The sequence below is a fragment of the Paenibacillus sp. FSL E2-0201 genome (genome assembly GCF_037963325.1).
In the GTDB taxonomy this organism is placed as follows: domain Bacteria; phylum Bacillota; class Bacilli; order Paenibacillales; family Paenibacillaceae; genus Paenibacillus_AQ.
The window spans coordinates 2067715-2093416 of record NZ_CP150154.1 but is presented as its reverse complement, the minus strand read 5'-3'; the positions used below and the strand labels follow the sequence as shown (position 1 = coordinate 2093416).

General features: G+C 44.0%; 16 protein-coding genes. 1 reads left to right on the top strand and 15 read right to left on the bottom strand.

Going from position 1 to position 25702, the window contains the following annotated elements; translation table 11 throughout:
• Positions 1-105: 105 nt before the first annotated feature.
• The 12 genes from NSU15_RS09115 to NSU15_RS09060 all read right to left on the bottom strand — a co-directional run bounded on the left by NSU15_RS09115 (position 106) and on the right by NSU15_RS09060 (position 19558).
• Positions 106-939: a DUF4362 domain-containing protein gene (locus tag NSU15_RS09115; protein ID WP_076117512.1), complete on the bottom strand. Its 834-nt coding sequence runs from the start codon at positions 937-939 to the stop codon at positions 106-108.
• A 212-nt stretch (positions 940-1151) separates the two neighbouring features.
• Entirely contained in the window at positions 1152-3959 is a 2808-nt protein-coding gene (locus NSU15_RS09110; protein WP_339290014.1) for a glycoside hydrolase family 2 TIM barrel-domain containing protein, read from the bottom strand.
• Positions 3960-4245: 286 nt separating this feature from the next.
• On the bottom strand, positions 4246-4773 hold the full coding sequence (locus NSU15_RS09105; RefSeq protein ID WP_339290012.1) for a hypothetical protein: 528 nt from the start codon (positions 4771-4773) through the stop codon (positions 4246-4248).
• A 55-nt stretch (positions 4774-4828) separates the two neighbouring features.
• On the bottom strand, positions 4829-6151 hold the full coding sequence (locus NSU15_RS09100) for a glycoside hydrolase family 125 protein (RefSeq protein WP_339290010.1): 1323 nt from the start codon (positions 6149-6151) through the stop codon (positions 4829-4831).
• Between the two features lie 21 nt (positions 6152-6172).
• On the bottom strand, positions 6173-8482 hold the full coding sequence (locus NSU15_RS09095) for a glycoside hydrolase family 3 N-terminal domain-containing protein (protein ID WP_076117517.1): 2310 nt from the start codon (positions 8480-8482) through the stop codon (positions 6173-6175).
• A 28-nt stretch (positions 8483-8510) separates the two neighbouring features.
• Positions 8511-10955 (bottom strand): glycoside hydrolase, encoded by a 2445-nt coding sequence (locus NSU15_RS09090; protein ID WP_339290008.1) that lies wholly within the window; start codon positions 10953-10955, stop codon positions 8511-8513.
• A gap of 53 nt (positions 10956-11008) precedes the next feature.
• The gene (locus NSU15_RS09085) at positions 11009-12001 is read right to left on the bottom strand and encodes a glycoside hydrolase family 130 protein (RefSeq protein ID WP_042125790.1); all 993 of its coding nucleotides are present in this window, start codon (positions 11999-12001) and stop codon (positions 11009-11011) included.
• A 174-nt stretch (positions 12002-12175) separates the two neighbouring features.
• Entirely contained in the window at positions 12176-13219 is a 1044-nt protein-coding gene (locus tag NSU15_RS09080; RefSeq protein WP_339290006.1) for a glycoside hydrolase family 18 protein, read from the bottom strand.
• A gap of 4 nt (positions 13220-13223) precedes the next feature.
• A complete protein-coding gene (locus NSU15_RS09075) occupies positions 13224-15791 on the bottom strand; it encodes a transglutaminase domain-containing protein (RefSeq protein ID WP_339290004.1) in 2568 nt (855 codons plus the stop codon).
• Between the two features lie 6 nt (positions 15792-15797).
• Complete coding sequence (locus NSU15_RS09070; protein WP_076117524.1) at positions 15798-16826, bottom strand: carbohydrate-binding family 9-like protein; 1029 nt, start codon at positions 16824-16826, stop codon at positions 15798-15800.
• 29 nt (positions 16827-16855) lie between these two features.
• A complete protein-coding gene (locus tag NSU15_RS09065; protein WP_339290002.1) occupies positions 16856-18142 on the bottom strand; it encodes an alpha-L-fucosidase in 1287 nt (428 codons plus the stop codon).
• A gap of 27 nt (positions 18143-18169) precedes the next feature.
• The gene (locus tag NSU15_RS09060) at positions 18170-19558 is read right to left on the bottom strand and encodes an alpha-L-fucosidase (protein WP_339290000.1); all 1389 of its coding nucleotides are present in this window, start codon (positions 19556-19558) and stop codon (positions 18170-18172) included.
• Between the two features lie 213 nt (positions 19559-19771).
• Between NSU15_RS09060 and NSU15_RS09055 the strand changes: the two genes are divergently transcribed.
• Positions 19772-22033 (top strand): helix-turn-helix domain-containing protein, encoded by a 2262-nt coding sequence (locus NSU15_RS09055; RefSeq protein WP_339289998.1) that lies wholly within the window; start codon positions 19772-19774, stop codon positions 22031-22033.
• A gap of 93 nt (positions 22034-22126) precedes the next feature.
• On the opposite strand, the gene NSU15_RS09050 is transcribed toward NSU15_RS09055, so the two are convergent.
• From NSU15_RS09050 to NSU15_RS09040, 3 genes are read right to left on the bottom strand one after another with little or no spacing between them, the layout of a single operon-like run.
• Positions 22127-23740: an extracellular solute-binding protein gene (locus tag NSU15_RS09050; RefSeq protein ID WP_339289996.1), complete on the bottom strand. Its 1614-nt coding sequence runs from the start codon at positions 23738-23740 to the stop codon at positions 22127-22129.
• Between the two features lie 35 nt (positions 23741-23775).
• On the bottom strand, positions 23776-24684 hold the full coding sequence (locus NSU15_RS09045) for a carbohydrate ABC transporter permease (RefSeq protein WP_339289994.1): 909 nt from the start codon (positions 24682-24684) through the stop codon (positions 23776-23778).
• 16 nt (positions 24685-24700) lie between these two features.
• Positions 24701-25648 carry an ABC transporter permease subunit gene (locus tag NSU15_RS09040; RefSeq protein ID WP_339291294.1) on the bottom strand — a complete coding sequence of 316 codons (948 nt, stop codon included), beginning with the start codon at positions 25646-25648 and terminating at the stop codon, positions 24701-24703.
• Between the last annotated feature and the right edge of the window lie 54 nt (positions 25649-25702).

Here is a 25702-nt window from a genome sequence, read left to right as displayed (position 1 = left end):
ACGGAAAGCTTTCAGGCGAACGCTATCGCTCCTGCAGTTCCAAACTTCCCCTCCGTCACTCCGTTTCCTTTTCTAAAGTTTCAAAATTCAATTTATATAGTGTAATTATTCGTAATGCCCCTTAACCTCAGGCAGTTGTTTATAAATACTTCCGGCCTGTACGATCTTAATGATCGCTTGAGCCAATTCAGTCATTTGACCATCATCCTCAGTATTTTGGCATTCTGTCCACTGATAATGACGCTCTCCACTATTAATCTGAACCGTTAAATCGTAACTTACAGCAGGTTTTCGATTACACTCTGTAGATAATTCTTTTTCATCTAAATAATTCGCCAGAACCATTTCTTTATAGATTTGTCCACGTTCCTGTTCAGTAAGCTCAAAATCGTTAACACTGGCAACTTCCCCATTCTGGAGATCTTTCACTAGCTTCATATCAATGGTGTTGATCTCATTCTTTAAGTTCACGCCATACTTTAAAACAAACTCAAACTTATCTTGTTTCGTTACGTCAAAAGGAATCTGGAGCAGTTCGATCTTTGCTTGTTCGCCCTCGCAGCCCGTTAAGGTATACGACAGAAGTTTATCCGTTTCGTTTCTAACAAGGTTCTGACAAGTGTATGTGGTTACTTGGGGACTACCAAACGTATCTTCAGAATTATCATGCCGCATTTCAATCCCTTGGTCAGTATATTTCAAGTCATTAAAGATCGGATCACCTTCAATTGTGTAATGAACCACACGCTGTGTACCCGTTTTATTTTGGATAAAGTCATCCAGCTTCTCAAGATTCTTAACAATCATTCCATGGCTGTTTATCACATCTTCTTGTTCATTAATGGTTGTTGTAAACTTGTCTTCTCCATTAGATAGCTGATCAAAGCAACCGGTTATTACAAGTGCTATAAAAAGAAGAAGAATTCCGCTCGATCTCATCGACCATAACCTCCTTAAACACTCCATAAGTAGATTCATTTGTTAAAGTATACCAATAATTATGGGGGCTGGGTATCCCTTAAGGGGGTATCGGAAGATTGAGAGATTGATAGAAATTCAAACTAGATAGCAAAAAAGCCGATTGGAAAACCAATCAGCTGTGCACTAGTGTAAGACTCAAAATAACTTCTGCAAATCGTCTCCAAAATGGGTTATCGAATGAGCTGTAACAGCTCAGCTGGGTCACATACATACTGAGGATTAAAGTCATTCGATTTCATGTAAGTGATGATACTGGAAAGAAACTGTCTTCCTTCTGGCACCTCACAAACCTTCTCAGCATCTATCGCACTTATAAGTAGCTTCCCCTTGCCAACACGACATTCGAAGAGTAAACCTAATTTATGATTTCGTTCAAAATTATCGATCGATTGTACGATTGGACTCCAGTCTTTACTCACACCATCCATAATAATCGACTTAGCATTCGATACGATGTTCCACCAAGGATACGTGGAGAATTCATCGGATGGGAAATTTGCGAACACCGGATGATCCTTAGCAATCACTAATCCCATTGTTCCAACTGGCACCGGGCGGTTCATGCTTTCAGATATGGAGCGAAACATGGGGTAACACCAGAAATCAGTACAATAATAACCTTCAATTGCATTAGATAAATGCTCCGGCTTTGGCATCAATAATACATTCTCACCCGCCTCCAGTAAGGACAGCGCTTGACTCGTAAGCGAATCAAAATGATGAATATCTGAAAAATCCACATCTACTTGCTTCGGATAAATCCAAAGTGGATAGGTTTTACGAACATCCGTCCCTACGATGCTGAGATTCAAATTCACCTTACACATCTTATTAACGCGTGGCAAACTGATGTTCAGATCACATAAATCCAAATAATTCGACTTGCTTGGAACAGTCACAGTTACTGACCCGTCTGACCATACTTCACTCTCATAGGCCAGCTCCCACTTTAAATCGAGCTGCTCAGGAGGATCATTGCGGAACCAGGACAGCTCAACATGCGCATGAAATTGTTCTTCAGCTACACAATTATAGCTTGAGAACCTAGCCATAAGGACAGCATCGTTACAGAAGGTACGCCATTCGTCAGGTTCGATTAATCCTTTTGAATCCATAAATGCATCTAACATGCCTACCAACGCAGTTCCTTGTCCACTGAAATCTTGAAGATCTAAAAGTTGGAATCCAGCGAGTTTCTTCGAACGAAATGCTGCTTCGAGCTCCTCTTTATAGCAAGCAACCGCCAACTGGCCAGAGCATTCAAAGAATTTAGCTGCCAAATGTCCCATACCTTTCTCTTCTAACCGCTCACGAAAAATCTCGAAGTTTTTTGCCTTCAACGATCCTGTATATTTCTGAATTTCATCAAAATTAGGGAAGGTCGCATATTGTCCAATCTCATGAGAGATAACAGGTATTTCAGGAATCCATTCTTCCTTTATATCATCAACCTTCACATCTTTTGCTTCTGTTCCATACTGAATTTGAATGGTATCACCCGCCTCATTGGATTCGATGTTGCTAACCTCCAGATTCGCAGGGCTAATCATTTCATCATAATCCCAAAGTGTATTTGGTACTAAGGTCTGAACATTCCCCAGCGGTGCATCGCACATGGCATAGGAACCCCGAATCAGCCTCTCCTTTGAGAACCGAACTCCGCAGAAGAAATCATCATGCTCCAATATTTCCGGAATAAATTGATGATTATTCGAACCTTGCGTGTACAATCTTCTATTATCGAATGACTTATAAGCCTTCAATATAGCATCTATCGTAGACCTGCTTCCCCATAGCTCATTGCCTAGCGACATCATGACAAAAGATGGATGATTCCCAAACGCTTTCAGAATAGCATATCCTTCTTGGATTAAATATTCCTGTTCTGCAGGATTATGCCCTTCATCTGACGCCTCTGTAATCGTCCCCCAGAACGGCAGCTCTGGCTCCATGTATAAGCCAAGCATATCTGCTGCTGTAAAAGCTGCTTCTGGAGGACAGCAAGTATGAAAACGATAATGATTGATACCATATGATTTAGCAATGCTAAGAACGCTGATCCAGTCCTCCAAATCGGTTGGAGCAAAACCTGTAAGCGGAAAGATAAGTCCATCGTGCTTGCCACGGAGAAAGGTTTTCTCCCCATTAATAGTGAATTTATCCCCTTCCGCTTTAAATTCCCGGAGTCCGAAAGTGATCTCTTGTCGGTCAAGAAGCTCACCTGATTCCCCCTGTAATACAACCTTTAATTGATAAAGATTCGGTTCCGTCTCACTCCACAGCATTGCGGCTGGACCCATATCATACGTAATAGAAACCTTTGAATCGAGCATGTCATACACTTGTTCAGCTACATCATGTTTATTGGCAGAGTTCAGGCTTGAGGCGGAAACGAATAATTTCCCTTTGACCTCACCCAGCATATCGGCAATAACTTCTATGGATCGTGCCGAGATATTCGGGTAAATTTGAATACCACTGAGATAAGATTCGCTAAAGAACTGCAACTCCATTCTCCCTGTAATTCCATTCCAATTGGTCTGTGTATCCGGAGAGGTCATATGCCCACCTTTCGTCGGATAATCGGTATTATTCACACAGATCGTAAGGGTCTGCGATCCACAAGATAGATGTCCTGTCAGATCATAAAGATGTGGAGCATTCAGACTATGACTTGATCCAATTTGCACATCATTTATCCACACTCTCGTCATTCTTGTCCGCTCTAAATAAAGAAAACAGTTTTTCTCTACTAGCTCCATAGGAATATCAATCTCTCTTGAAAACCAAGCGTATCCTTCAAATAAATATTCATCGGTCAATGATTCTACGAGAGCGCTTACGTTTTTAGGACCTTTTCTAGCATGTGAGGTCGTACCAGGTAAATCCATAGAATCAATAAACGGTAAAGATAACCCTTCTTTTCTACCATCCAATTGCAACTTCCATTCACCAGCAAGAATTATATTTGTTAGCAAAAAAATCACTCCTTGTAATAATAATCTCTAAACCCTATATGAAATAATCTAAGTATTCTATCATTTGGACACCCCCAAAGTAAAGAATTAATAGGGTCATAGCATAGCTGAATTTTAGATTTACTAAATCATTAAAGAATAATAACAATTCTCCCCTAACAAAATAACCAGTCACCGAAAATTGATCGGTAACTGGTTATTTTATAGTCTCATTTAACAACGATTCCAGAGAATGATCGGATGCCCATAATGGATGACAATGAGGCGAAGAGCCTCGATTATTACGTCATTGTATTTCAGCAGAATCCAGGAAGTAGGTGATATCGTAGTTGCCTTTCCCGAGCCAATAGGACCCTGGTCCGAACGTGATGATGAAGGTTGTTTGGTGAACTGGTAATTGAATGCGGTCTTTGAAGTTGTCTATCTTGGCTTGTGCTTCTGGAACAAAATAATCTGCAATCTTGGCATCCGAAAAACAACCCAATGCACGGTCCTCTGAAATATTCTCTTTAAAGTACGTACGAAGCTCTTCGCTTGTCTTCATAAAGCTATCGGTGCCGATAAAAACCGTCTTATGCCCTTTTTGTTCCAATACATCTATCAGCCTGGCTAGAACATGCTGATATTGGGCATCGTGCGTACCGTCAATAGCAACGTGAATGACACTAGTGGAATTCAGCGCTGCTTGTTGAAGTAGAGGGGACAATATTGCCTCAAAACCTAGCTGCTCCCTGTCTTTTGCATAAGGCTTAACTGTATCTGGCTTCATTTGTTGAATGAACCGAATGGGGTTTATAGGTCTATTTTCGAACATAGTTGTCACTCCTCTACAGTTGTATGCGTTCTAACCCGCTCATGGTAACTATACCTTAGGGCAATATGCCTGATTCTAATGCCTTCCACACAAGCTGTGCGAACTGGCTGTTCGACCAAGCGAACCATTCACGCGTAAAGCTAGTTGGATCATTAACATCAAAGCCCTCATGCATAAACCCAGTACCCGCATCTGTCGATTCACAGATTTCAATCATCTCAAGAATCTCTTGCGGATCAACTGCCGTTAAGCCCTGCATCGTGTAAGCAAGATGCCATACGAATCCTGCACTTGTATGCGGACTGCCAATGCCGCTCAGCTTCTCCCCTTTGAAAAAATAGGGATTATCCTCACTCAAAGCAAATTTGCGGGTATTCAAATATACCGGATCATCTGGCGCACAGTAACTTAGATAAGGCGCTGACATCAAACTAGGAGTACCTGCATCGTCCATCAGTAAATGGTTACCGAAACCATCCGTTTCGAACGCGTACATTTTGCCGTATTTGGAATGGTCAATAATTCCATAAAGCTCAATGGCATGCCGGATTTCTTCTTCCATGGCCGACATTCGGGCTACGAGATTTGAATCTCTATATACATATTGAGCAATTTCCTGCAATTGTCGAAGCGTTACAGCAGCGAACATATTCGATGGAATATTGAAGTGAAAGTCACACGCATCGTCGCTTGGGCGGAAGCCTGACCAGATCAGTCCAACATTATTTACTGGCATCCCCAAACCGTTCTTACGTAAAGTATCTATCATGATGCCGTTGTGACGTTGAAAGCGGTAGGTTGACTGCTCCTTGTGCTCCTGTTCAATCTGCCATACATTCAACATCTTCAGTAGTGATGTTCGAAATGCTTCATCAAAGATACCGGTACGCCCGGTTTCCTTCCAATAGAGATATGCCAAGCGGAAGGAGAAGCACATGGAATCCAGCTCAAATTTACGCTCCCATACCCAAGGCGAACTGTCTGTCACATCCGTTGCATTCCAGTGCCAATCATTTGCAGACTCGTTAAAGGCATTCGCATAAGGATCGATCTGGATATAGAACATATGACGGCGTATTAAGCCTTCTAGAATCCTCCTAAGCTCAGCATCCTCCTTAGCAAAAGGAACATAGTGAATTACCTGCTCAACGGAATCACGCAGCCACATCGCCGGAATATCTCCAGTTAACACAAATGTTGTTCCGTCATCCAGCAGCTTAGTAGTTGTTCCTAACGTATTCGGAAAACAATTTTGGAACAATTGACGAAGCTTCGGACGATCAGCCAGACGTTCACTAGTGTCCTTCATTACTTGTTGAACAGCCTGAGGCAGAGGGAACTTATTAATTTCAATAGTAGGTAAACGATGCTCTTTCATAATTTGGTAACCCTCCCGTGATTACGATCTCAAGTTACGAGGAACAACCTCTAAGCTTGTTGAAATGGTATTGCCTACGTTCGATCCAATCATGATCTCAAATTTGCCGGGCTCAACCGTCCACTTCAAATCAGAACCGACAAACTGCAGCTCCCGCGGAGTAATATGAAATTGAACGGTACGCATCTCACCAGGCTCCATATAAATCTTCTGAAAGCCTTTTAATTCTCGTTCCGGGCGTGTAATTGTGCTAGTGCAATCTTTTATATATAGTTGAACAACCTCATGTCCAGCTACATCGCCAATATTCGTAACCTCCACGGATACAGTACAAGAATCATCCAGCTCTATTTGTGTCTGATCCAAGCGAATATGCTCGTATTGATAGCTTGTATAGCTTAGACCATAACCAAACACATATTGTGGATGAAAGTCCACCTCGAGATAGCGATGACCTCTGGAGCGTTTCTTATTGTAATAAATCGGTAATTGCCCTTGATGCTTTGGAATGGATAGTGTAAGCCGGCCGGATGGATTATAGTCTCCGAACAAAATATCCGCAATCGCATGCCCGCCCTGCTGTCCCGGGTACCAAGCCTCCAGAATGGCATCCGCATGCTCATCTACCCAAGGCTCGACAATGGGACGACCGTTGATATAAACAACAATCAGTTTTTTGTTCAAGCTGTGCAGCTTCTGCAGCAGATCAAGCTGCACACCGCACAAGTTCAGCTCTGCACGATCGAAGCCTTCTCCACATTCCATATCACTAAGACTAAATTGATCCGTAATGACGGCAGCCCCTGTCTTCAAATCAATCGTACCTTCACCGAAATCACGTGCACTTGATCCCCCGACAACTGCAATAATGGTATCCGCTGCTGACGCAAACTCCATTGCCATATCAAAGCCTGCTTTCGATGGATCTTTCACGCGGCAGCCCGGAGCATACAGCACTTCGCTGAGTCCTGCACATTTAGCACGAAACCCGTCCAACACGGTAACGATGTGATGACGCTCCTGTGGTGAGGTATAGTCACCCAATTGATTGTATATATTGTTGGCGTTCGGTCCAATAACGGCAATCTTACCAAGTGACCGAGAAAGCGGTAGAGCCTCATCATGATTCTTCAAAAGAATGATACCTTCACGCGCAGCTTGTCGCGCCATATCTAAATGCGATTGTTGTCCAACGACCCGCTGTGCTGTCGCCGGATCAACAAATGGACGTTCAAACAATCCTAATTCGAACTTCACATGCAGAATCCGTTCAACTGCGAGATCAATATCGGTGATGTTAATCAGCTGTTGCCGCAATGCGCTTATCAGACATCTCCCAAAGGTTTCACCAGACATCTCCATATCCACACCAGCTTTAAGTGCAAGACTCGCCGCCTCTTCTTCGGTCTCACAAATCTGGTGACCGTGTTTAAGCTGGCTGATCGCACCACAATCCGTAATGACGAAGCCATCAAAGCCCCATTGCTCACGAAGCACCTCTGTTAATAACTCTTTACTCGAAGTACACGGAACACCGTCAATCTCATTGTAAGCGGTCATAACAGATTTAGCCCCAGCTTCAATTGCCTTCTGGAATAGCAGCAAATCCTTCTCCATTAACTCGCGTTTTCCCATCCGTACGGTGTCAGCATTACGACCACCATCCGAGCTGCCATACGCAACGAAATGCTTTAATGTTGCCAGGATCGTATGGTCTGTATTTAATGAATCACCTTGTAAGCCCCTCACTGCAGCAGATGCCATTTCACTATTTAAATATGGATCTTCTCCAAAGCATTCTTCTGTTCGGCCCCAACGCGGATCACGTACGATATCTAACACTGGGGAGTAGGTTGCTGCCCCTCCTTGAGCGCGAGTCTCTGCAGCCACTGCTTGGCAGATCTGCCGGAATAATTCCCTATTCCATGTACTTCCAATGGCAAGCGGTACGGGAAAGACGGTGTTGCCAATCGCCATATGACCATGAGAGCATTCCTCGCCCAGCAGAATCGGAATACCCAGACGTGTATGCTCAATCGCATATTGCTGGATCAGATTCGTTACTTCTGCGCCTTCCAAAGGTGACAACCCAGTTTCCAATGTTACCTCTGTCCAAGGATCTGCACGCAGCACACCATACAAAGAACCCACGCCACCGTTAGCAATTGCTTCCTTAAATACTTCTGTCAATTGAATCTTGCCTTCTGATTTCTCATACGCCTTCCAGCCAAAGGGCTGGAGGAGCTGCCCGATCTTCTCCTCCAGCGTCATTTGAGCCAATAAATCTATAGCACGCTCATGAATTGGCAAGGATGAATCTTTATATCTCATAGCTTACAATTCCTCCCGTTCACATGAACTAGAATTGTCTCCACGCCAGGATTCCGGCATTCATCCCCCGACACATGTCGAACGATACTTCAGGGTTGTTAAACTTCTCCCCCCATGTAATGTAATAGCGGAATTCATAGAAGCCGCCAAGCGTAGCTGCAAAGTTGGTTTCCCAATAGTTATTCATCACCCAGGCGTACAAGTGCGCAGGGTCCTGTTCCAGTCTTGCATCGCCATTAAGTAGACGATATTTATGCTCTAAAGCACCCACTTGAATCAACGGAGTGTCTGGCATCGCAATCACAATACCTTGCTCCTTTGAAATGTATGCAGCACCTTCGCCAACAGCCGTATAATCGGCCAAGCTGCCTGGTAATTGATCCTTGCGCAGACGAGTTAGTGCATCCATCTTATCTACCCACAGCTCCTGCGTAGAGGTTGTCAATGCGCCGCCAAACGGAAGTGAAATATACAAATTCTCAGGCTTCCATACACTTTCCTTATGCATCCGTACCGACACGTCGACACGAGGACGATCCGCATACACGGTTAAGAATAAGGAATAATGCTCACAACCGGAGACTTCATAGGTCAATTGAATCATGCTATAAAGCTCTCCCTGTCCAACAATTTCTGCACTTGTCAACACACCTGTAGATACAATCGCATTCGGACCTTTCCGATTACGGCCCATAAGACGACGAACCTCCGTCATTTCGACCACCTTTGTGGCTGGCGTAACATCATATACCGGTGTGAATGCATGATGGTTCCGGTCTGCACGTAGCAGCTCCTGTCCAGTCTCCTTATCCTTCCAAGAGGTGATTCCTTCACCCTTCTTCCATTCAATACGTACAAATGGTGTTTCAGCATATGTGGATGTCACATGGAAGTCCTTTACTTCATGGGTAACATCCAAATCCAATACACGATCCGATGCCACATAATCGTTCATATATGCGGTTTTGATTGTTGGCTTAACCGCTACGATATGAAGCACTTTTTCTTCCTGAGGCTCCAGCATGACCGGAATGGTTACAATAACCCCGCGATGCGCAAGACGCAGTTGAGATGAGAGCACCTCACCTGTATTGAAATCACGCACCTCAAACCCTTCTTTAATCTGCTCGTAATACCAACCCTCAAGAATAAGATGAGCATGATCCTCCTGAACATAGCTGTAAGGATTGCAAATTTTGAACTTCATCGGCCGACCCGGTGCAAGCAGTGCATCTCCCTTGGCTTCAAGGATTTCGTACAATGCGCGATGTGCAGCGGTGCTCGCATTTGCAGCAAATGCCTCCTTACGCAAGCCCAGCTCCTGAACAAACGGGTTCCAAGGCTCCGAAATGGAAGAATGATAGCCCCATGTGTGCTCAGCGAACATCGTTAATTGATATTCCATTTCCTTAATAGCTTCCGGGGAAATGATGTCATAATTAGGATCTAGTCTTCTTACCTTCTGGTACACCCGCTGCGCCTCACGGAATACTTGTACATGCTTTGGTGTCGAGCCAACCCCATCCGTCCACCAATCTGGCCAATCTCCGCGATAGACAGGAATATCTTCCGGGCGCTGTGCTGCATGGGCACGGACTTCTGCAAAGAAGTCATCTAGCGTTGCCATTTGAATTAAAATCCGGTCCCCATGCTTGGTGTTCCATTGTTGGATAAACTCTATTGCCGCCGCATTTGGCGGGTTATTATCCGTAGGCAAGCCTGAGAACATCGCTGGAAAGAAATCAAATGCATAGCCATCCTCTGTCAGACGATCGATATAACGCCCGATCCGTTGTTCAGCTATTTCAAAATCCGCGCCCTTGCTCATATCGAATTCATCTTTAATTGTATATTTTCCACCCATGCCAGGTACCAGCCCCAGATCATTTCCGAACACATAATGCTCTCCGCTCCACGTCAACAGGCGATCCCCTGAAGGCATCTCCCACCAGAACGGCTGCTGCTTCTTCCAGCAAGGAAACATTCCATGATGCGTATGAATACAGGTGGACAGGTTCTGAATCCCAGCATCCAGCAATACCTGACCATATCCCCAGCTAAAACCGTTAATATCTGCTGTCATTGCCGATGTTACAGGAATTTGAATGGACTGTCCGTAATCACACACCCGCGCAATCATCGATTGGAACAGCTCTTTACCAATTAATTCTGTCAAATTTAGATAAGTCCCCGACAACCCGATTGCTCCCTGTCTCACGCCTTCAGCGAACTCTATCTTCTCTTGCTCTGTCGCCTGCTTCAGGAAAGTTTCAATCGGCCAAAATGTCTCACAGACCCACTTAAAGCCTTGCCATTCCGGATGACGTCCCGATTTGCTTTCCCGTAAAATATGCAGGACCTGGCGAATGAAATTGACATGATATTGCTGAATTTTCTCTTGACGCTCTGTATACCCGATATCTGTATGAGAATGATGAATTGCGTATATCTTCCAAGGTCTTTTGGCGGACATTGCGATCTCTCCCTATGGTTATTTATACTTGCCACGACGCTTCGCCTTCTCTACTAATTCTGGAGCGGATACTTATCCATATAGTCGAACAACTCATCCACAGTTGTGAAGGCTACGCCTGTTACGGTATCAGCACAGCCATAGTAAATTGCAATTCGGCCTGTATCGCCATCCGAAAGTGCTGCGCAAGGGAAGGTGACATTCGGCACATCTCCTACACACTCATACAATGTCTCAGGTCCGAGAATATAATTTCGTGAACGTGCTAACACCTTCCATGGCTCATACAAATCTAATAAAGCAACACCCATCCGATATACGAACCCGTTACACGTATTTATTACACCATGATAGATCAACAACCATCCACGATCTGTTTCAATTGGGATCGGCCCTGGACCAATTTTCTTCGATTGCCATGCAGAAGCGTCCGAATTGATCGTACCCATCACGTAACGATGCTTTCCCCAATACGTCAGGTCAGGGCTCTCACTAAAAAAAATATCTCCAAATGGTGTATGCCCCGTATCACTTGGGCGGCTTAACATGGCATATTTGCCATTTATTTTGCGTGGAAATAATACACCATTCCGGTTGTATGGCAGGAAAGCGTTTTCTAATTGGTGAAAGGTTTTGAAATCATACGTATATGCGAGACCAATTGTAGGACCATGGTATCCATTGCACCAAGAAACATAATATTTATCCTCGATTTTGCAGACGCGTGGATCGTAACGATACTCCCGCTTTGTTACATATTCGTCGCCTTCGAAGTGGATCGGATTCTCATTAATCTCCCATTGAAGCCCGTCCTGACTGAAGCCAGCGAATATGTCCATACTTACAGATCTGGAGTCACAACGGAATACCCCTGCATATCCCTCTTCAAAAGGAATCACCGCGGAATTAAAAATACTGTTCGAGTTTAACTGTGCATCTCGCTGAATAATCGGATTATGGGTATACCGCCACACTGGAGCGTTATAGCCACTCGGCTTATCCTGCCAAGGAATATTTGATAGTGCTTCACCAATTATTTTGCTCATTTCATAAACTCCTTCCATGTATACAATTGTGATCTGCAACAACGTTTTCAGGATATCTAACCCTACTTGCACCCCTACTTTAAATCATAATAAAGCGCATTAAAAGGGAATTTATCCTGAATCTAACGTTTGTTGACTGAAGTATCATGTTTCTTAACTAATTGAACAGGTAGCTCACTTCACGCTCTCATATAAGCCTGCATACAGTGCATCAAGCAACGTGTGTGTCTTATCACAGCTATATTCCCAGAACATGGCACCCGCAAGTTTTTCACGTTTGACATACTCACATTTATGTGTAATCGAATCCACGTCATCGTAGGAAATAAACGTGTCTCCATTAAATAAAAACGGTGCTTTGGCCTCATCGTCCCAATGTCGTGTGTAGCCATTCTGATTGATGTAATTAGCAAACAGCTCTGTATATTCTGGGCCATAGCCACCCGTTGTGCCCGCCATTTGTAGAAATCCATGATTCTTATCCGGCACCTGCTTCCACATTCGGGAATAGAACGCCACGCCAATGACGATTTTCTCTCGGGGAACGCCTGCCTGAATGAACATATTCACCGATGCCTCTGTACTGATACGATACAAATCTCCTGTCGTATGAAATAAATTCGTATGATGTCCCGTTAGAATCTGGAAACCGCCACGCATATCGTAGGTCATCAGCTGTATAAAATCCAAATATTGCTGTACTTGATCCATCTCGGTGCCATCAATATAATACTGATCAGCACCTGCCGCAATTGTAAGCAAGTAATGCCTGCTATCCGCTGTACCTTTCACATCCAGTGCATCTCGAATCGCCTTTAATAGTAGTGTGAAATTGCATTTATCATCCGGCAACGATTTAATATCCGCTTCACTGTAACAAGGATATTCCCAATCCAAATCGATTCCATCGAACGGGAAATCTGTTACCACTTGCACAGCCGACGCTGCAAATTTCTGACGTCCTTCTTCGGTAGAGGCAGCCTCAGAGAAGCCCCCATTCCCCCATCCGCCTACGGAGAGCATCAGTGTCAGATTCGGATACATCGCTTTCATCTCTTGTAGCTGGTTCGTGCATTTCAAATGTGCTGTTGTAATCTGATCATCTTTCACATAACCAAATGCAACGTTGAGATGCGTTAACTTCATCAAGTGGTCACCCGATAACTCAGATAGTTTGGAATCACTCACGTAGCCTGCTACAATCATCTGTTGATCCATCCTTTCACACCCTTGTTAAGATTTGAATCGCTTCCTTGCTCGCTGCAATCTTATATCCTGATGACATGTAACGAATCTGATCTTCACGGTCCACAATGATAAGATGCGGGAAGCCCGCTTCACTCGCTTGGGACGATGCAAATAATTCGGGCAATAGATTACACGTTGAATCACGTACAAACACTGCATTTGCAGGAAGATCTGGATAGTCCTCGGGATGAAACGAAGCTGCCCATTGCTTATCACCAATAATAAGAATGATGGGAGCACCTAGCGCATTGAACTCATGCTTCAACTCAGAGAGTTCACGAAGTAAATGCTTTGAAGGCTCTCGTTCCGGTTCCAGCCAAGCGACATAGGCGCCCTTTCCACCAATAAGATCTGCGAAAGTCTGTTCTACTCCTGCCCATGAGGTCAGCTGCTTGAGTCGTTCCACCTTGCCGTACACTGGAATTTCCAATGTAGATTGACGATATTTCATGACCAGCTTCGTCTCTTCCCCTTCTGCAATATGAAAATAAGTGAACTTGATAAGCACGGTACCATCTTTTAATCGTACGCCTGTCGTCAGACGGTATGCTCCCTGCTCAACCTCAAGTGGTGTATCATATAGATCATTTGCGCCATGCGGGTAACATAAGGTTTTATAAAAACCGTTCTCCAGCCGAGCTAATGTGAAATTCTCATAGTATGAAGCCGTTGGTTGGACTGTCCCTGCACCCTGATCACGCTGAAGTATGAGAGTGCCGTTCGCTAATTCTATCCCCCCTCCAACAACGCCTTTGGTAAATTGAGCATCCACGAAAATATGATCCACCATAAATTGCGGCTTGGATTCAATGGGATGAATTCGCGCTGGGATTCCTAAACTACGACAAATGGATACGAACATGATATCCAGGGAACTGCGATCGCCTACGCGCAATTGAAACGTACCCACTGCCGTTCCCTTCCCTTTTAGATTCGGAAGGTCTGTCCATATATCCCACGTTTCATCTATGAATTGAACCAGCTTCGTTGGGTCCTTACGGAACAATGCCACTTCATCCGAAGTGAAAGCTTGTTGGAAAAATGTACGATACGGTGTAATCATCTCGTAGTGAACACGAGGACGCAGAATGTAGGGAACGAACACTTCCTCTGTGAGCTCACCACGTACAGCAAGCGCACCAGCCACATGATCTGTAAGAGTAGGAATAAATGTGTCAATTAAATCCTTGTCATTACTACATTCCAATAACCGTAAAGCCCATTCTCCATACACGGATGTGGCTGCCTCCAGAAATGCAGCTATCTCTACACTGTTACCACGTGCCTTCTGAAGCACTGCCCATACACGATCTTCCGGGAGACCCAGTGTTTCCCCGAGCTTCCTCGCTGCTTCTTCTGTCACAAAAGTCGCTTCATATTTCGCACGGATTGAGATCCCTTCCTCCAAACGTTCATTATGTCGCTGGATACGAATTTCAGACAGTTCCTCTATTACCTCACCTTCACACGCTGGAGGTGGAACCATATCATAATCGGCCATCGTTCCTGCAGCGGGCTGATTTTCTTGATTCAGTCCAAGCTCAACGCATTCACTGTCCGCCACTGAAATTTTCAGTTCCCCCCAAGTACCACCCTTTGCCGCACGAATCATGAGGTCACCGAGACCTGTTTTGAAAGTTGCTTCTCCTTGAGCATTGGTAGGAAGGATGGCAATCGGGAAAAATTCCGCCATGTTATACACTTGGAACTGTACTTCTGCATCCTGCACAGACTGTCCGAATTCATCTTTCACATGAATCGTAATTGCCCGCGTGGATGCGTAATTTTCCAATACATTAATTTCAGTGAACCACTCATCTGCAAGCGTAATATCTTCTGGACCTTGATAATTAGCAAGAATACGCGTGTTAATTAACATTGCTCTACGCGCTGGAGGTCCAAACCATCCTTGATTAGGACGGGCTTCCGGCTCACAAGCCCCAATAAAATACCATTCACCGTCTGCCCATGCCTCCACCCATGCGTGGTTATCATCACAATGTGCCCAACGTGGCGTATACACTTGACGTGCAGGTATACCTATACTGCGAAGGGCTGCCACAGCTAGTGTGGATTCTTCACCGCAACGACCGCGTGCATTTCGAATCATCGATAATGGTGAAATCGTCCGCAAATCACTCCCAATATACGTTGCTACCTCATGGCACCAGTAATTTGTCTCCAGAATGGCTTCCGTCATGGACAACTTACTAGTTCGTTCTGCTAATTGTTCATGAAGAATTTGGCGGTGTTCTTCAATATTTTCGGTATTAACACGGTAGGGCAGTACGAAATGTAAAAATATATGATCCGGGACTTGCCATGGCATATCTCGGCGAATCTTTAGTGTCGTTCTCACATGATTCAAGAAAAGCTCACCATTGTAATCCGCCAAATCATTCACTGGCATGTACGCATAGAGATACTTAAGTGCAATTATTTCTTCTTCTGTCAAGTGCTGTTCAAAGATTTGAAATAACTGCGTTGCACGTGCCTGAGCCAAACTCATCTTCTCCTGAAACTTACGTTCAATCTGTTCCATATCTGATTACTCCTTCCAGAGAAACCCATCCTCGCGAATGTAAAGACGGGAAGTCTCATCTGATGTTGGTGCAGATATAATAAAAGTTTTAGTCGTCGTTTCAATGTTTGGTTCTATGGTCCATGTATCTTCTTTACACAATGCATTAAAATGGGCTGTGAACATGCCGTGTGTTTCGTAATAGTTCCGCTCACGATAATAGAGCTTCCGTAATTCCCATTTGATATGTTCATCCCGAGGGATGTCGAAGTGATATGGACCCGCTTCATTCACGAATACAACATAGCCCCACCGTTCTGGATAATGCATATTAATGATTCCTTGTGGTGACCACACCCAATTATCCTCAGGATAAGGTTTCCCTGTGTCGGGGTTAAGAAGCTTACGATACTTGCCATCGACAACCTCGGTCCGCCATTCAACACGTGAAAAATTAACACGCCAAAACTCCCCAGCGTAAGGTGATCGTCGATCCGTAGCACATTCTTTTAAACTATTCCATGGTATAGCAACTTCAACCGTCCATTTCCGATTGTCAGCGTGCGGGTTATTTAACTCACCTTCGATATGAACAGCCGTCTTCAAGCCTTGGATATCCCAACCGTTAATTGGAGGACCGCCGTCACGATAAGGTTTCACAAGGAGTAAGTCCCATACCGTGTTCAAGGCGTTAATCTCAAACTCGTAATATTGATGGGAATCTCCTGTTGGATCTATAAAAATTTCAAAATCATTATCGTAAAAAATAACGGAATCACGTTCTGTCAGCGTTCCCCAGATCTGATCTTCCATCAGCTCTGCACCAAAGTAAAAATACTCATCATCCCATAGCATCTTTACCCTCGTATCCTTTCCTGGCATCGGACGAAAATCCCCTTCAATATCAACACACTTTTCTGTCCATGCTGCATGCTGCCAAAAGGGCTTATCTAGCTTCCCATCCAAGACAAGCGACTCCGTCGCTCGTCTGCACAGATAATGTTTCGGGGCGTATGAAACAATGTATGGCTCTGGTACTCCACTTCGATTTACCATAAGAATGCTCCTTTATCGGTTAATGTACTTTAGTTGTGCGTTACAACTGCACCTGAACCGCCGTACATCTCAATTTCTTCATCGAATTCCAATTTAAGTACCGTCACTTGTTCATGCATATCTTCAGGTGTTATCTGAATCCAAGTTGTACCTGGTATGTGAAACCATGGCACACCACCGTGAATTTCATGGGTGAGCTCCTTGCCTGAGTGAAGCACCGTAATCTTTCTAATGGGATTACACAGCCCTTTGAGGCAAATGTTCTCCTTCGGCGTATCGTAAACGAAGAGGTACAAGTTCTTCTTATCCGGAGACAATGTACTGCCACCCAGATAGTAGCGTGTCATAATACCCTCTTGTGTTCCAAAGATGGCTTCTTCATGTGTACGTATCCAATCACCTAATCCCAGTAAGATCGCTTCCTGCCTAGGATCAATCGTTCCATCCTCCATGGGCCCAATATCTAACAGCATATTCCCGCCCATGCTGATACAGTCACAGAACATTCGGATCATTTGATTCAATGATTTATAATTGTGGTCTGTATGCACATAACCCCAGGATGTATTTATCGTCGTGCAGAATTCCCACGGCCCTTCCGGGCGCGTAATGGGAAGACCTTGCTCGGGAGTCTTATAATCCCCATACCCTTGCAAGCGTGAGTTTATAATAAGGTCAGGATTAAATGATTTTAAATAATCTTTGAATGCTGGCAATCCCCACTGCTCTGCGCTTCGTTCCCAATCTCCATCGAACCATAACAGATCAACCTGACCATAATCTGTTAACACTTCTCCTAGTTGATTACGGTTAAATGCCAAAAATTTCTCCCATCGCTCTGGATCTTGGACACCATCCATCGGACTTGAATAACGATTTACATGTCTCAAATCATCTGGTACGACACCATTCTCATAGACTGAAGGATAATCAGGATGAGACCAGTCAATGAGGGAGTAATACATCCCTACACGAAGACCCTGATCTCGAATCGCCTCAGACCACTCCTTAATAATATCTCTCTTGGCAGGTGTCGCCTTCATAATGCTCAAATCACTGAACTTCGTATCAAATAATGCTACCCCGTCATGATGCTTCGTCGTTAGAACAGAATACTTGGCTCCTGACTTCGCAATCAGATCTGCCCAATACTTCGCATCAAATTTAGAGGCTGTAAAACCATTCAATTGCTTCATATAGTCCTCATAAGACATTCTCCCGTTATAGAAAGACCATGATTCTGCAACGCCTTGTACCGCATAAATCCCGTAGTGAATGAAAATTCCTAGCTTTGCGTCCGTAAACCATTGTTGCATCGGCTCTTCCTCCCATAGTTCAACTCGTTATTTTATGCGAAATACATGTGCAATTGGGGCAATTCCCGTAAGCTCGCTCTCTGGTATATGAACGATCAATCCCGTTGTTGTTCGTTCGAATGTTAGATTTTCTTGTCCGCCAACAAGATCTATTTGCGTCACAGCCTGCTCGAGTGGAATACAAATCTCATTGATCACGAGTTCCTGCTCTTTTGAGTACAGATGGATAGCATAGATGATATCGTCTTTTTTTGTGAAATGTGTATTTCCAATGGAGTATGGCGCACATATGCGTGTTCCATAAATCGCCTCACCATGGACTTTGAGCCAACTGCCCATTCCTTTCATCCGATCCATCGCTGCTCTTGACAAGCGGCCATCTGGTTGTGGTGCGATATTAAGTGCCAGGTTACCACCTTTGGCTACAACTTCAACGAGCAAATGAATTAATTGACGTGTCGTCTTGTAATGATCCTCATACCGATAAGAGAACGCAGTCCCCATCGTAATACAGCTTTCCCATGGGATATGCAGGGGAAGCGCGGGCAACGTTTGCTCTGGTGTAACGACATTCTCATAAGGTCCGCCAACGGTACGATCTGCACTTAGTAGCCATGGCTGATGCTGACGTGCCTTCTCCACCACTTCACCCAACCGAATATCCTGTGGATTATTCTTATTCTGTGGACACACCCACCCCGCATCCAACCAGAGCATTTCAATCCGGCCATATTTCGTCATCAATTCCATGATCTGATCATGTGTGTACTGTACGAATTGCTCCCATAGCCAAGGATAATCTTGTGTTGGATACGAAGGACCTCGATTCATGAACGTCCCCGTCTCCATACCTGGAGCCCAGTATGTTGGTGTGTGCCAATCCGCTTTGGAGAAGTAAGCAGAGATCCCAAGTCCCTTGGCCCGAAAAGCATCAAATACATTCTTACAAATATCCGCGTACTTATGTGCATGGAAAGGACAATCCTTACCCGTGATGCGATAATCTGTTGTCTGCGTATCCCACATACAGAAGCCATCGTGATGCTTCGTTGTGAAATTTAAATATTTGAAGCCACCTTCTTTAGCAACCTCTGCCCACTTCTCAGGCTCAAAACGGAGCGGATTAAATGTTTTATTCAGCCCGAAGTATTGCCGCTTCAGCTCCGTCGAATCACCCCCCCAATCAATATCGTCCCGTGACCAATCTCCATCTTTATCACTAAGCGCCCACGATTCAACAAGTCCAAGCTGCGAATAAGGTCCCCAGTGCATCATCAAGCCCAGCTTCTGATCCTTGAACCATTCCAGCTGATCTAATAGCTGCGAATCCTCCGGCTTAACGTACTCCTCCTCTGTGCTGTAATTGTGAACTCCTTCAACAACAATTTGCTCCTCGACAACATTAGCGTCACTCATTTGCACGACCTCCTTGCAGCTCTTCTGAGGCTGCGATTCTATTGATTTAGTATGATATATTTTCAAAAAAACATTTGACATAAAAATAACTATCCGCTATAAACATCCTATTATGGAATATAAATAAGGATTCAAGCACCGATCTATACCTGCTGTATTCATAGCTTGATAGGAACATCTCCATGTATACGCCATAAAAAGGGGGAAAACACTTTGAACTATAACTATTTCAAATCGAAATTGTTTCTGAAATTCACCGGTTCGTATCTACTTATCCTTCTTATTCCGCTTATATTTGTAATCGTTTTCATTTACCGAAATGCTACCGATAATTTACAAAAAGAGATTGAAAATGCTCACTTTAATCAGCTCACCCAAATTAAAACGGTGGTGGATGGACGCATGAATGATTTAAGAGATATGGCGTCACGGATGTCATACGACGCTCGTCTCGCTCATTATCGCATACTGGATCCTTATGAAAGTCGTGACGCGATAGCGGCACTGGATAGCTACAAATCTTCCAATTCCATTGTGGAGGATATATTTCTGTACTACCATCATGACCCTAATATTTATTCCAACCATGGCATGTATAGCCTGGATGTATTTCGTAGCTCCTATCAGTTTGGAAGCTGGATGAATGATGAACTTGTGACTGCTTTAAACACGTCCAAATTTCCATCCATTCGACTTACGAACATGCTGAATCAAAATTCACCACTCGAGAAATCTGTATTAACCTATATCCTGCCGATCATTCCCAACACCTCAGATCCATATGCTTCTGTCATGTACCTCATTAAAGAGAAAGAGTTGGCATATCTGATCGATTCCGTTCTCGGTAACTATCGAGGATTAACGTATATTTTTGATAATCATGGACGTGTTTTGTCCTATAGTGGCCATGGAGATACAGCTCGCCAGCAGGATATCCAACGGTTATCAGAGCTTCCACCCGGCATACATAATCTATCGATAAACAATGAAGATCATTCGGTTATTTCCGTCACATCGGATGTCAATGGCTGGTCATATGTGACTTTAATGGCGAGTAATCAATTTTTCAGTAGCGTACTTAATGTTCGGAGCTTCATCATTATTTTATTCATTGTGATCGCCATTGTAGGAACGGCCATCGCTCTATTATTCGCTCGGATGCAATATCTTCCGATTGCTGAGCTCGTTCGCTTCACGAACAAAAAAACAGATACACCGGCCTCCGGAAATGAGCTCGAGTATATACGAACAACATTGCAGCAGTATAGCTCCAAGGTTGATCTCCAAGAGCCCTATGCTCGCAACCATGTTCTCTCCATGCTATTAAAGCATGGACATGCACAAATGATGACGCATGGAATATTCGATACCTTTCATCTGCACTTCGACCAAAGTCATCATTTTGTCATGATGATGGGCTGGGATGACTTAGAACAGCAGCATCTTCAGGCGCGACAAGAAGTACATCGCAAGCTTGCGTATATTGAATTTCCAGCGCTTGCTGCACAAATATACGGTGTAGAGCTCCCGCAATTGGATCAGCTCGCACTCATTGTGAGCTTACAGCTCGAAGATGATGAGGCACTCGCTGCACAAATCGTTCACATCGTGGATGCGATTCGTAAATATACGTTAGGCATAATGGATATCCACCCGATGATCGGTGTAGGCAAATGTTATGAGAGCCCTCAGCAGCTTAATCAATCCTTTGTTGAGGCTTGCTCCGCCTTCGAATTGCGTAAATCGACCGAGCATGGAACCACCGTGTATTTTGAAAAGCTATCCAGTGCCCATGATCAAACGGTGTTACTCCCTAGTAACGAGCTATTAAAGCTTGCACAAAGCTTGAAGCAGGGCAACTACGAAGTCGCCAAACAAATTATTCACACAGCCATCCATGGGCTTGATAATAAACAACGATCTACCCTGCTGATGCGATGCGTACTGTTCGACCTGTTGAATACCATGCTCAAAACTGCAGCTGAGCTAAAAATGGATAACATGATGCAGTCTGCTTCTCCCCATTTCATGAATGGTCCCGTCCATCTTATAGAGCAGAATTTCTACCGTTTAGCCACTCAGATTTGTACACAGGTAGAGCAGACGCATAAAAAAGAAGAACATTCACTCATGGATCATATCGTTGCTTTTATCGACCAGCACTATGATGATCATTCACTTAGCCTTGAATCTGTTTCTGCTGCGTTTACGATTTCACCTTCCCATCTCAGTCGTTCATTCAAGGATAAGGTCGGCATCAACTTCGTCCAATATATTTGGCAAAAACGATTAGATAAGGTCAAGGAACAGCTCGTAATAACAAGTGATCCGTTAAAAGATATTATCCAGCGCGTCGGCTACCTCGACACACCAAACTTTATTCGAAAATTCAAAAAGGAAACCGGTTATACCCCGGGCCAGTATCGACAGATGAATAATAATCATCCCAATACTGAGCCTAACGATACCGTATAATCCTTCCTCGCCTAGGGTTTATCATAACTTCCCGGTCATGCCTAGCATGACCGGGAAGTTTTTCAAAATATGAGAATGTATAAGCTTCACAAATTATTTGCTAGCAGCCCAAGTATCGTATGCTTGTTGATACGTTGATTCGAGCTTCTCATACCCCATTTTTTTCATTTGAGCGATATATTTGTCCCAATTGGATAATGGCTCTGCACCTGTAACGAATTTCGCTTCCATTTCCTTCACGTATTTATCCAAATCGGAACGGAGTGTTTTGATTTCCGTCTGTTGGTCTACCGTCAGGAATACCGATGGGAAGGGAGCCTTTGCAATAGGTGTAAGCTTTGTAGCTGTTTCTTTGTCAATCCAGTCATCAAAGCTAGTACGAAGACCTAAAACATAGCTGTTCTCATAGGAACCTGGTGTATTTATCCCGTAGTTTGGTGTGATTGTACCGCGGTATTCTTCACGATCCGTACCATCTGGAACTGGCAGCCATTCTTTCTCGCCTGTTGCTTTATCTTTGTATTTAAATAACGTACCTTCAGGTCCATACGCCCAGAAGGAATACCCTTCTTCGCTAAATTGGTAATCAATCCAGCGCATACTTGCTTCCGGGTTCGGGTTTGTGTTTGAAATCGCGAAACCGCCAATGGTGTTAATACCAGGATGCTTGCCGTATACAGGTGTTCCAGCAATATCACTAGATACAGGCTGCATCATCGGGTTATCTTCACTCGGTTCACCACCAAGCGTGAAGTATGGGAAATAATCGGAGAATAAGGCCACTTGATTGTTCTTCCCTTTTGCTTTCTTCTGCTCATCGGTTTGAGAGAATGTTTCATGATCCAGCAAATTCTCGTTCCATAAGCGATTCAAGAAGGTTAAATATTCTTTGTAGGCTGGTTCAGCTTGTGGAAAGTGTACTTTGTTCTCCTTATCTACGTAGATATCCTCGTTATACATCCCCCAGAATCCGAGGAAGAACATCCGTAAATCATCTAATTTCACAGAGGATAGAGGAACCTCATCGTCTTTACCGTTTCCGTTCGCATCTTCCTCTTTAACCTTCTTCAAATAGTTGTATAGCTCTTCTGTTGTCTGCGGTAATTTGTTTTCCATGCCGAACTTCTTCAGGAACTTCCCGTTATACCACATCGGTCCACGATACCATACCGCAGATGGCTGAATATTGCGTAGTGCATAGATATGTCCATCCGGTGTTGTCATTGATTTGCGAATATCCGGATTTGCATCGAGAATTTTTTTTAAATTAGGTGCGTAGCCCTCATCAATGTATTTTTCTAAAGGCAGCAACAATCCTTGACTTCCGTAGGTAACTTGATCCGATCCTTTTAGATCCGCCGCATAGAAAATATCGGGAAGTGTACCGCTTGCAAATACCAAATTCTTTTTCGTCTCAAAGCTATCTTGTGGGGCGTTTTGAATCTTTAACTTAATATTCGTCATCTTCTCGTATTCCTGAATAACAGGCATCTTGTTCCAATCCTGACGCCCTACATCCGGTGCCATAATAGAAAGCTCAATCGGATTATCCACGATAGGAAAGCCCGTCTTATGAACCTCTGCGGCTGTGTCTGAGCTTTCTGTGCTTGCCGTCCCCTTATCGCTACTCGATCCACATGCAGTAAAAATAGAAATTGACATGGAAAGACATAACAACATGAGTCCAGTTTTACGAAAATTCGTCATACAAAAACCTCCCCTTTTTTACTTGTATCTTAAGATCAACCCTTAACAGAGCCAATCATGACACCTTGCACGAAATAACGTTGCAAGAATGGATAGACAGCAATAATCGGAAGTGTAGATACGATAATGACCCCATACTTCACAAGTGAAGCAATTTCTGCCTTGTTGTTCTGGGCTGCTGCAGCTGTCGCATCGATAATGCCACCTACTTGAGATTGCATTTCCTGAAGAACGAGAATCTGACGAAGCACAAGCTGCAACGGATATTTCGCATCATCATTCAGGTAGATCATGGCGCCGAAATAGCTGTTCCAATGCCCTACCCCGTAGAATAAGGCCATCACTGCGATAATTGGCATCGATAACGGGAGAACAATCCGCAGGAATAATCGAATATTCGTCGCGCCATCGATTTGAGCCGCATCTTGAAGCTCAGCTGGAATGGAGTTCGCGAAGAAGGTACGAGAGACGATAATATTCCAGATTGACGCTGCACCAGGAATTACCAGTGCCCACATCGTGTTGACCATGCCTAGCCCTTTTACCAACATGTATGTAGGGACGAGACCGCCTCCAATGAACATCGTTACCATGAACATCCCCATGAAAAACCCACGGCCTACAAAGTCCTTACGACTGAGTGCATATGCCGCTGGCATCGTAACGACCAAGTTAATCGTTGTGCCTATCAATGTATACAAAATCGTATTTCCATACCCCGTCCAAATCTTCGAGTTCTGAAATACAATCTCATACCCCTTAAAGGTAACTCCTTTTGGAAAGAGCCACATTTCACCGGAAGCAACCATCTTCGGATCACTGATGGATGCGCTAATAATATATAAGATGGGATATGCGACTAACAGCAATGCAATTGCCACATACGTATAGATGCAAATTAGGAATATTCGGTCTCGCTTAGATAGCTTTATACCTGATACCATAAATTCCAACCTCCTTCTACCATAGACTGTTCTCGCTCGTACGGCGGACAATCTGATTCACCGTAATGAGCAGGATGCAATTGACAATGGAGTTAAATAAACCAACAGCTGTTGAGAAGCTATATTGCGCATCGACAAGACCAGATCGATAGACAAAGGTTGAAATCACATCAGAGCTTGACATATTTAACGAATTTTGCAGAAGTAATATTTTCTCAAAACCTACACTTAACAAGCCACCCATATTCAGAATTAATAGAATGGTCATGGTCGGTATAAGCGCTGGTATATTGATGTGGCGAACACGTTGAAAGCGAGTGGCCCCGTCAATGATTGCCGCTTCATGCAAGCCTGGGTCTACACCCGAGAGAGCCGCCAAATAAATAATCGTCCCCCAACCCGCACTCTGCCACACGCCTGAGAATACATACATCGTCTTAAACCAACCAGGACTTGTCAGAAACTGCGGTGCACTAAAGCCTAAACCTTCAATGGCATGAATAATCATACCGTTCGATGGAGACAAGAAGGTAATAATCATCCCCGCCATAACAACGACAGAAATGAAATGAGGTGCATACGTAACGGTCTGAACAAGTCGCTTGAAGAAGCCATCCTTCACTTCGTTAAACGCAAGCGCCAGAATAATTGGGATTGGGAATCCAATGGCTAATTCATACAAGCTAATACTGAGCGTGTTCCACAGCAAATCCCAGAAATAGTACGAGTTAAAAAATCGAATGAAATGATCAAAGCCTACCCATTCACTGCCAAAATAGCCTTTTGACGGAATGTAGTTCTTAAAAGCAATCTGAATCCCATACATCGGTCCATAGCTGAAAATGAGGAAGTAAAAAAATGCGGGTGCGATAAAAATGTAAAGCTCCCAATTCTGACAAATCTTCTTCCATGTCTCGTTTCTGCCCTTACGCTTTTCTTTCGGTGCTGAATTCACAGTTCGCATATGTACGCTTCCTGTTTCATGCATCGCGACATCCCCTCCTTATAGGTAATGATG